Annotated in this window: 9 protein-coding genes and 1 pseudogene; 4 read left to right on the top strand and 6 right to left on the bottom strand. The window is 73.9% G+C overall.

The annotated features are described in order from the left end of the window. A pseudogene (locus tag UW392_RS05905) lies at positions 1–130 on the bottom strand (esterase); the annotation flags it as partial. Positions 131–397: 267 nt separating this feature from the next. Further along, entirely contained in the window at positions 398–769 is a 372-nt protein-coding gene (locus tag UW392_RS05900; protein ID WP_320773794.1) for a TraR/DksA C4-type zinc finger protein, read from the bottom strand. Positions 770–1,245: 476 nt separating this feature from the next. On the opposite strand from UW392_RS05900, the gene UW392_RS05895 reads away from it, so the two are divergent. Genes UW392_RS05895 through UW392_RS05885 form a run of 3 tightly spaced genes read left to right on the top strand, consistent with a single transcriptional unit; the run spans position 1,246 to position 4,121 of the window. Then, positions 1,246–2,349: a HAMP domain-containing sensor histidine kinase gene (locus UW392_RS05895; protein WP_320773793.1), complete on the top strand. Its 1,104-nt coding sequence runs from the start codon at positions 1,246–1,248 to the stop codon at positions 2,347–2,349. Positions 2,350–2,351: 2 nt separating this feature from the next. Beyond that, on the top strand, positions 2,352–3,011 hold the full coding sequence (locus tag UW392_RS05890; RefSeq protein ID WP_320773792.1) for a response regulator transcription factor: 660 nt from the start codon (positions 2,352–2,354) through the stop codon (positions 3,009–3,011). A gap of 60 nt (positions 3,012–3,071) precedes the next feature. Beyond that, the gene (locus UW392_RS05885) at positions 3,072–4,121 is read left to right on the top strand and encodes a hypothetical protein (RefSeq protein WP_414495635.1); all 1,050 of its coding nucleotides are present in this window, start codon (positions 3,072–3,074) and stop codon (positions 4,119–4,121) included. A 14-nt stretch (positions 4,122–4,135) separates the two neighbouring features. On the opposite strand, the gene UW392_RS05880 is transcribed toward UW392_RS05885, so the two are convergent. The 4 genes from UW392_RS05880 to UW392_RS05865 form a co-directional block, all read right to left on the bottom strand. Further along, entirely contained in the window at positions 4,136–5,101 is a 966-nt protein-coding gene (locus UW392_RS05880) for a hypothetical protein (protein WP_320773791.1), read from the bottom strand. A gap of 145 nt (positions 5,102–5,246) precedes the next feature. Continuing rightward, complete coding sequence (locus UW392_RS05875; protein ID WP_320773790.1) at positions 5,247–6,038, bottom strand: TIGR03943 family putative permease subunit; 792 nt, start codon at positions 6,036–6,038, stop codon at positions 5,247–5,249. Between the two features lie 10 nt (positions 6,039–6,048). Further along, positions 6,049–7,053, bottom strand: coding sequence for a permease (locus UW392_RS05870; RefSeq protein WP_320773796.1), 1,005 nt, complete (start codon positions 7,051–7,053; stop codon positions 6,049–6,051). A gap of 193 nt (positions 7,054–7,246) precedes the next feature. Continuing rightward, a complete protein-coding gene (locus UW392_RS05865) occupies positions 7,247–8,590 on the bottom strand; it encodes a helix-turn-helix domain-containing protein (RefSeq protein WP_320773789.1) in 1,344 nt (447 codons plus the stop codon). Positions 8,591–8,747: 157 nt separating this feature from the next. On the opposite strand from UW392_RS05865, the gene UW392_RS05860 reads away from it, so the two are divergent. Further along, positions 8,748–8,879 carry a hypothetical protein gene (locus UW392_RS05860; protein WP_320773788.1) on the top strand — a complete coding sequence of 44 codons (132 nt, stop codon included), beginning with the start codon at positions 8,748–8,750 and terminating at the stop codon, positions 8,877–8,879. The last annotated feature ends 5 nt before the right edge of the window (positions 8,880–8,884 follow it).

Genomic DNA, 8,884 nt, shown 5'->3' with positions numbered 1-8,884 from the left:
CCTCGTCCACCGTCCTGCGGCCCTCCACCGGACCGAGGTCGAACAGGTACGGCGGGTTCGCGGTCGCCTCGACGAACTCCTGCGCGGCGGGCTCCAGAACCGGCTGCTGCGGCTCGGTGGATGCGGACATGGCTGTCTCCTCGGATCGGGTGCCGCGGGCAGGCCCGCTCGACGGTGTTCGCCGGAGGCGGCGGCACGAGAAGAAACCTAGTCCGCTATTGAGTTGTGCACAACTAAAAAGATCGCCAAGTGGCCCCGTGGGGCGAGTGCGGCCAGGTGTGCCGCGAGGAGGGCGGCCGTGCGGGAGGCGCGAAGGGCGGGGCGGGTCGGGTCGGCGGAAGTGCGCGTCAGCGCCGGGCCAGCGGCCCTGCCGGGGGACGGGGGTGGGGGGTCACGGTCACCGGCCGGCCTCCTTCACCTGCTGGCAGCGGGCGCAGTAGCGGGCCTGCGGCACGATCATCAGCCGGTCGCGGTCGATGGGCCGCACGCAGAGGTGGCAGGAGCCGTAACGGCCGTGGTCCATGCGGTCCAGCGCCGCCTCCACGTCGGCCAGCACCATCCGGGCGGACGCGGCCAGTTTGACGCTGACCTCGAGCTGCCCGGCGGTCCGCCGGTCCCGTACGTCCTCCGTGCGCGCCGCGGAGGCCGCCCCGATCTCCCCCAGCTGCTCCTGGCGGAACAGCCGCTGCTCGTGCAGGTTCTCCCGGAGCGCGGCCAGGTCCTCGGGGGACAGGACCGCGCCGCGGTCACCGATCATTCGCTGGGTCATCACCGCTTCACCGTTCCCGTCGACCGAGCCCGGCCCAGCCGCACGCCCCGAACGGTCCTGGGCGCACCGGCCCCCGGCGTACTCGGCCCCGGGCAGCGACACGGCTCCTGTCCGTGGTCCGATTCCGGGAGGCCGGTTCCTCGCCGAAGATCCGCGCGGTGGTCCGGGCGGTGACGGTACGGTCGAAGGTCCGGTCGGGGGGCCATGCTCCCAGCCTGGCCGATCCTGCGTCCGCTGCCCATCGGCGGTGACACCCATCCGTGAGGCCCGGACCCGTCCGCGTACGCCGGTGTCCCGGCCGGCCGGTGGCCGGTGAAATGGGGGCGGCCACCCATCGACTCCGCCCGCCGCGGCGGGCAGGCTGGCGGCAGGCTCCGTCCGGATCAGCAGCTGATCGGGACCGGGGTCCAGCTCGGCGGGACCGTGGCCGGCGGGCGGCGACGGAGGCCGGCCGAGGAGAGGAAGGCGCGATCCCGGTGTCCCTGTTCTGGCGGATCTTCGGACTGAACGCCGTGGTGATGGTCACGGCCACGGCACTGCTGCTGCTGGCTCCGGTGACCGTCTCCGTACCGGTCCTGCTCACCGAGGCGGTCATCCTGGTGATCGGCCTGGCCCTGCTGCTGGTCGCCAACGCGGCCCTGCTGCGGATCGGGCTCTCCCCGCTCGACCGGCTGACCCGGCTGATGACCACCGTCGACCTGCTCCGCCCCGGCCAGCGGCTCCCCGTGCACGGCCACCGCGAGATCGCCGAGCTGATCCGCACCTTCAACGCGATGCTGGAGCGTCTGGAGGGTGAGCGGGCGTCGAGCAGTGCCCGCGCCCTCCAGGCCCAGGAGGCGGAGCGGAGCCGTATCGCCCAGGAACTGCACGACGAGGTCGGGCAGACGATGACCGCGGTGCTGCTCGGCCTGAAGAGGGCGGCGGACGAGGCGCCCGAGCCACTCCGCGGCGACCTGCGGCAGGCCCAGGAGACCACTCGGGAGAGCCTGGACGAGGTACGCCGGCTGGTGCGCCGGCTGCGCCCGGGCGTGCTGGACGACCTGGGCCTGGTCAGCGCGCTGACCTCGCTCACCACCGAGTTCTCCACCCACACCGGGCTGCGCGTGTCGCGCCGCTTCGACCCCGGGCTGCCCGCGCTGGACCATGAGACCGAACTGGTGCTCTACCGCGTCACCCAGGAGAGCCTGACCAACGCCGCCCGCCACGCCGACGCGGACGGTGTCGAGGTGAGCCTGCGCCGGGCCGGGGACGCCGACGACGGCTCGGTGGTGCTCGCCGTCAGCGACGACGGCCGCGGCACCGGCGCCGCCTCCGAGGGCGCCGGCATCCGTGGCATGCGCGAACGGGCCCTGCTCATCGGCGCCACGCTGGACATCGTCTCCGCCCCGCGGGCCGGCACGCGGATCCGCCTGACGGTACCGGCCCGGAGCGAGGCCACGGCCCCGGCATCGGTTCCGGCCACCGTCCCCGACCTGCCCGGCCCTGGCCCCGACCCCGACCCCGACCCCGTACCCACATCAGTATCCGGATCCGCACCCGCACCCGCACCCGCACCCGCACCCAGGAAGAAACACCGGTGACCATGGCCGACACGTCCGCGATCCGCATCCTCCTCGCCGACGACCACGCGCTGGTGCGTCGCGGGGTGCGGCTCATCCTGGACCGCGAACCGGACCTGGAGGTGACCGCCGAGGCCGGGGACGGTGCGGAGGCCGTCGCCATGGCCCGCGACCACGACGTCGACCTGGCCGTCCTGGACATCGCGATGCCCCGGCTGACCGGTCTGCAGGCCGCGCGCGAACTCACCGCCGCCCATCCCGGCCTGCGCGTCCTCATGCTGACGATGCACGACAACGAGCAGTACTTCTTCCAGGCGCTGAAGGCCGGCGCCTGCGGTTACGTCCTGAAGTCGGTGGCCGACCGCGACCTGGTCGCCGCCTGCCGGGCCGCGGTGAACGACGAACCGTTCCTCTACCCCGGCGCGATCACCGCCCTCATCCGCCACTACCTCGACCGCGTCCGCCAGGGCGAGGAGGAACCGGAACGGATCCTGACGGCCCGCGAGGAGGAGGTGCTCAAGCTCGTCGCCGAGGGGCACTCCTCGAAGGAGATCGCCGACATCCTGGTCATCAGCGCCAAGACCGTGCAGCGGCACCGGGCGAACCTCCTGCACAAGCTCGGCCTGCGGGACCGGCTGGAACTCACCAGGTACGCGATCCGGGTGGGGCTCATCGAGCCCTGAGCCGGGCCCGCTAGCATGCACGTCCCGCTGGTTGTCGTAGGTATCTCCAGGGAGTGTGTGTTGACCGAGGGCTACTGGACCGAGCCCGGCGCCGAGCCGTCCGCCACCACCGTGCACGAGTCGGTGGCGCGGGACGCCCGGGAGTTCGGCGTGTACGCGCGCACGGGCGGCTGGGCGTTCGCGCTGAAGGTGGCGCGCAGCGTGCGGCCCGGCGGGCAGGCGGCCGGGGAGACGCCGAAGGTGTCGGCGAAGGAGTTCGCCGAGCTGGCCGGGTGTTCCGCGGACCGGGTCATGCGCTACTACAGGGCGTGGGACAAGGCGGCCGACGACGGGCTGGTCCCGCACTTCGAGGCGCTGGCCGTGGGCGTGGAGACCGACCTGCCGGACGCGGACGACTGGCCGGCGTACTACTCCTCCCGCTCCGGCGCGTCCTCCGACCGGGGCGCCGCGATCACGGCGTCCGCCGAGGCGGAGGGCATCCGGCCGACGAAGGCCCTGGAGGTCGCCGAGAACCCGACGGCGCTGCGGGCCGCGATCCTCGCCGACCCCTCCACCGCTCAGGCGGCGCGCGCCGCGCTGCTGGACCGGATCCGGGAGGACCCGTCGCTCCAGGCGGAGCTGGCCCGTGACGTGGTGCGCACCGACGGGCTGAAGAAGGCGGTGGCCACCGAGAGCCGCTCCGCCGACCGCATCGGCTACGTCCGGCAGATCGTGGACAGCGGCCAGGTGCGCACCCCCGCGGGACAGACGATCGACGCGCCCGCCGAACTGCGGGCCGAGGCCGAGCGCCGGCTGTCCCTGCTGGACGAGCTGGACGAGGGCGAGGACCCCGGCGAGTGGGCGACGGAGGCGTACGACACCGTCAAGTCGCTCGTGGTGCGGACCGTGGAGGACGACCCGGAGCTGCGCGTCCAGGAACGCCGCACGAAGTTCTACAGCAGCCTCCAGCGGGCCACGAAGGTGTTCGAGGAGCTGACGTTCGAGGACCTCGAGGACGCGGGCGGCCTCGACGACATCTACGAGGCCGACATGCTCGAACGCCTGGAGGCCCTCCAGCAGGCCCTCACCACCTGCATCACCAGCCTGCGGAAGGCGGCACCGGGGGACTGAGCGCCCTCAGCGCCTCACCGGTCGTCCTGCCGGCCGTTGCGCCAGTCGCTCCGCCAGTCGTCGCCCTCCTGGGCGTCGTACCGGTCGGCCGACTGGCCGTCTCCACCGTCCTGCTCACCTTGCTCGTCCGGCTCGTCCTGCTCGTCCTGCTCGTCCTGCTCACCGTCGGGTGGCGGTTCGGTCTCCTCCGTGCCCTGCTTCTTCTCCGCCTTCTCGGTCCTGCCCGCCTTCCGGGCCTCCTGGGTGTCGCTCAGCCGCTGGGCGCCCCGTTCGAAGGCCTGCTGGGTGGTGGTGTCGTCGACGCCGTACAGACCGCCGTGGGTGAGGAGCGCGGCGCCGTCCCCGACGCGTACGGCGGCGACGTCCAGCGTCAGCGGGCCCTCCTCGCCCTCGACCCCGCCGCTCACGGTCATCCGCAGGCCCTGGCGCGCGTCGCCGGCACCGGGGAGGCCGACCGGGCCGACCTGGACGTCGTGCGTGCGCCCGTCCCCTCCGGTGACGCCGAACGCGGCGCATTCGTCGGTGAGTTCGTGCAGCCGGCCGAGCCGTGCGTCCACGGCGCTCTGCTTGTACTGGCCGACCCGGTGGCGCAGCTGGGCCCCGTACTCGCCGTCGTCGAAGCCCACGGCCGCCGAACCGCCGCTGGGCGCGCCCAGCAGGTCCTCGGCGTACACACCGTCGAGCAGTTCCTGGCACTCGGGGCGGTCCGCCCTGCCCTTGAGCAGCCCGTCGCGCCAGGTGGCCGCGCCCTCGGTGCCGGCCCAGGCCCCGCCGAGGTCCTCCGCACGCAGGAGGGCGCCCTCGGCGTCGGCGTCGGTCAGGGCGGGGGCGGCCGGGGGCGAGGCGGCGGGGCTCGCCCGGTCCGCCGCGGAGGACCGGGTCCCCGAGGCGGACCCTTCGCCGCGCTGCGCGCAGGCCGCCGCGCCGACGAGCACCACGGCGGTGAGCGCCGGAACGAGAACACGGTACGGACGGTGCATGCCGGGGCCTTTCGCGGACGCGGACGGGACGTTCCGTCCACCGCAGCACCACCTGCGACCGCCGACCAGTCGGGCGCTGCCAACGAGTGAGGGACTCCCACGGCCGGCGTACGCGGGACGCCCTCGTGATCTCGTGATCTCGTGGTCAGCGCTTCTCGTACGGGTTCCGCGGCTCGTCCACCCTCGTCACCGAGGCCGCGTCCAGGACCGGGGGCCAGGCCTCGTCCGAGCCGAGGGTGCCCTTGGGGAGCCAGGTGCCGGTGACGGTGACCCAGGTGTCCGCGGGCGGCGCGTCGGCCCCCCGGATCTCGATCTTGTACGGGGCGGCGTCGGCGGCGCAGCAGGAGACGAGGAGACGGGTGAGGTACCAGGTACCGGACCCGGTGCCGTCCCCTCCGCCGTCCCCTCCGCCGTCCCCGTCCCCGTCCTGGGTGACGAAGCCCGTCATACGGACCGTGCGGCCCTCCAGCGACCGTTCGCTGTCGTAGATCGCACGGGAGGTGTACTCGCCCAGGGTGAGGTCGACGGGGTCCCCGGCCGGGAGCTCCGGGAACGTGCCGACGCCCTGGGCCGCGTACTTCGCCGCCTCCCGCTCCGCGCTGTAGGAGCCGAGGGCCGGGGGCGGGAAGAGGAGGAGGGCGAGGGCGGGGACGGCGAGCAGCCAGGCGACCCGGGGGCCGTGGGAGTGCGCGTGCGTCTCGTCGGAGTGCGTCTCGACGGAGTGCTCCTCCCGATCCCGGTCCCGGTGCCGTTCCCGGTCCCGGGCGGCCCGCCACCCCGCAGCCGCCCCCAGCAGCACCAGCAGCACTCCCGACGCGATCAGGAACGGGCGCAGCCCCGGCTGCACGTACCGCAGGTACAGCTCGCTGAGGAGCGAGATGCGCAGGATCGCCGCACCGCAGAGCAGGAGCAGGACCGCCGGACCGTACCGTCTCACAGGGATCCCCTCACAGGAGCCACCATCCCACCAGGACACTGCTGGTCACCGCCACGACCCAGGTGGCCGCGGAGAACCGCAGGGCGAAGGAGCGGCCGAAGGTGCCCGCCTGCAGGGCGACCAGTTTCAGGTCCACCATCGGCCCGACCACCATGAAGGCCAGCCGGGCCGTCGGGGAGAAGCCGGTCAGCGAGGCCGCGATGAAGGCGTCCGCCTCACTGCACACGCACAGCACCACGGCCAGCACCGCGAGCAGCAGGACGGACAGCCAGGGCGAGTCCGTGAAGACGTCGAGGACGGAGCGCGGGACGACGATGTTGAAGGTCGCCGCCGCGGCCGCGCCCACCACCAGGAACCCGCCCGCGTGCAGGAAGTCGTGCTGGAGTCCGGCCCGGAAGTCGTCGAGGCGGGAGTGCCGCCCGGTGGCCTCGGCCGCCGGCGCCTCCTGGCGCTTCGGCAGCCGCAGCCACTCCTCCTTGCCGAAGCGCACCCACAGCCAGCCCATCACCACGGCCGCCGCGAGCGAGGCGAGCAGCCGGGCGAGGACCATCGACGGCTGGCCGGGGAAGGCGATGGAGGTGGCGATCAGCACCACCGGGTTGATCGCGGGCGCCGAGAGCAGGAAGGCCAGCGCGGCGGCCGGCGCCACTCCGCGGCGCATCAGGCTGCCGGCCACCGGCACGGAAGCGCACTCGCAGCCGGGGAGGACGACGCCCGCGGCGCCCGCGACGGGGACGGCGAGCGCGGGGTTGCGCGGCAGCACCCGGCTGAACACCCGTTCGGGCACGAAGGCGCCGATCGCCGCCGACACCAGCGTGCCCAGCAGCAGGAACGGCACGCCCTGTACGACCACGGCCGTGAACACCGTCCACCAGGCGGCCATCGCGGGCGTGGCGAGGTCCATGGCGACCATCGGCCCGAGGACCGAGACGACCGTGGCGATGGCGACGAGCGCGGTACCGCCGACGACGGCGTACACGAGCGCACGCACGCCGAGGCGCACACCGTCGGCCACGTTCCGGGCCACGGCGCGGGAACGGTCCCCGGTGCGGTCCCGGCTTCCTTCCTGGGCCCCGTCCCGGGCCACACCGCGGTCCTCGGTCCGCTGATCCTCCACGCGCCCTGCTTCCGCCCGCCCTGTCGCGCTCCTGCGCTCACCGCAGGCTAACCACCGGCCCTGTGCCCCCGTACAGGGGGATCACAAGAGGTCACAGGGGCGGCTGGGCCGGGGCCGGTCCCAGCGTCGTGGTCCCCGGTGCCGTGCGGTGGCCGAGTCCCGTGCGGTACGCGTCCAGCGCCGCCTCCACCCGGCCGGTGCGGCGCAGCAGGTCGCCGAGGAGCCGGCACAGATCGGCCAGGTCACCGGCGGCCCCGGCGCGCTCCAGCAGGCTGAGCGCGCGGACGTAGTGCTCCTCGGCGGTCTCGGTGTCCTTCGCGTCCTCGGCGATGATGCCGAGCAGGCGGTGGGCGGCGGCGGAGTGGACGGCGCCGCGCTCGGGCGACAGGTCGCCGAGCACCTCGCGGAGCAGCTCGGCGGCCTCCTCCGACTTGCCGCGCCGGCGCAGCACGTCGGCGAGCTCCACCGTCACCTGGCTGTTGTAGAGCGTGGCCCGCTTCGCGGCGAGCATGGTGCGCGCCTCACGCATCTCGCTCTCCGCGCGCTCCAGTTCGCCGTTCTGCGCGTACAGGTAGCCGCGCATCCAGTGGCAGTTGGCGAGCTCGGTGCGGATCTGGAGCTGGCGGTACAGCTCGGCCGCCTTGGCCAGGGAGGCGTCCGCCTCGGCGGTGCGCCCCTCGGCGATCAGCGTGCGGGCCACCTGGCGGTGCATGCGGGCCACCAGCGCGGGGTCCTTGACCTGCGGCGCGAGCGCCAGGGCGAGCTCGGCCGCCTGTGCCGCGCGCGCGTGGGCGCCCATGTCCATGTACGGGGCGATCGCGCTCGAGTAGAGCAGCAGCAGCGCGTCGGGGTCGTGCAGCCCGCCGCGGTTGAGCTCGTCGAGCGTGGATTCCAGCAGGTAGCAGGCGTAACGCAGTTCACCGGCGAGGTAGTGGGCGGTCACCCGGCCGCGCAGGGCGGGGACGCGGGCGGGCAGCGGGGCGTCGCCGAGCGCCCGTTCGGCGCGCTCGAAGTAGCCGAGGGCCGCCGTCAGGTCGCCCGTGTCCAGGCCGCACTCGCCGAGTCCGAGGAGGGCCGCGACCTGTTCGGCGGCGAGCCCGTACTCCTCGGCCTCCTTCAGCAGCGTCGCGTACGCCTCGGCCGCGATCTGGGCCTCACCGGTGGTGAGCGTGCGCTGCGCGTCGGTCAGCCGCAGCCGCAGCTCGGTGGCGAGGTGGGCGGGACGGCCGGTGGCGAGCTCCTCGTAGGCGACGCCGAGGCGGCCGGCGATGTGGTTCAGCGCCTCGTCGGAGGCGCGCACCCGCCCGGCCTCGACGGTGGAGATGTAAGCCGGCGTGTAGGCCGGTTCGGCCAGCTGCCGCTGGGTGAGACCGCGTTGGGCGCGCAGGTGCTGGACTCTGCGCCCGATGGTCTCCGGGTCGTCGCGCTCGGGCATGGCTCAAGCATGCCAGTAAGCGGAGTTGGGCCGGCGCTTTCTTCCAACTCTTGGACACACCCTTGCTGTTGACGCGCGGAGCCCCTACGTTAAGCAACGCATTAAGCCGATTTAACGCGCCGCTGTCGCCAGCTGCGGTGCCGTGGCCCTGTCGCCGTTGTCCCCGCTTCTCGTCTGCGAGGTCGCCGTGCTCCGACAACTGCTGTCCCGCCACGCCCGCCCGCTCGGCGCCGCGCTGCTCGCGGTCGCCGCCCTGGTCACCGCGGCCAACGTGGTGCGGCCGCACTGACCCGG

The sequence above is a fragment of the Streptomyces sp. CRN 30 genome (genome assembly GCF_034105845.1).
The sequence above is the reverse complement of the archived record's forward strand: the minus strand, read 5'-3'. Positions and strand labels throughout refer to the sequence as shown.

Coding starts and splice junctions, on each gene's coding strand:
- UW392_RS05900 (WP_320773794.1), bottom strand. CDS start 769: ATGACCCAGCGAATGATCGGTGACCGCGGCGCGGTCCTGTCCCCCGAG.
- UW392_RS05890 (WP_320773792.1), top strand. CDS start 2,352: ATGGCCGACACGTCCGCGATCCGCATCCTCCTCGCCGACGACCACGCG.
- UW392_RS05880 (WP_320773791.1), bottom strand. CDS start 5,101: ATGCACCGTCCGTACCGTGTTCTCGTTCCGGCGCTCACCGCCGTGGTG.
- UW392_RS05865 (WP_320773789.1), bottom strand. CDS start 8,590: ATGCCCGAGCGCGACGACCCGGAGACCATCGGGCGCAGAGTCCAGCAC.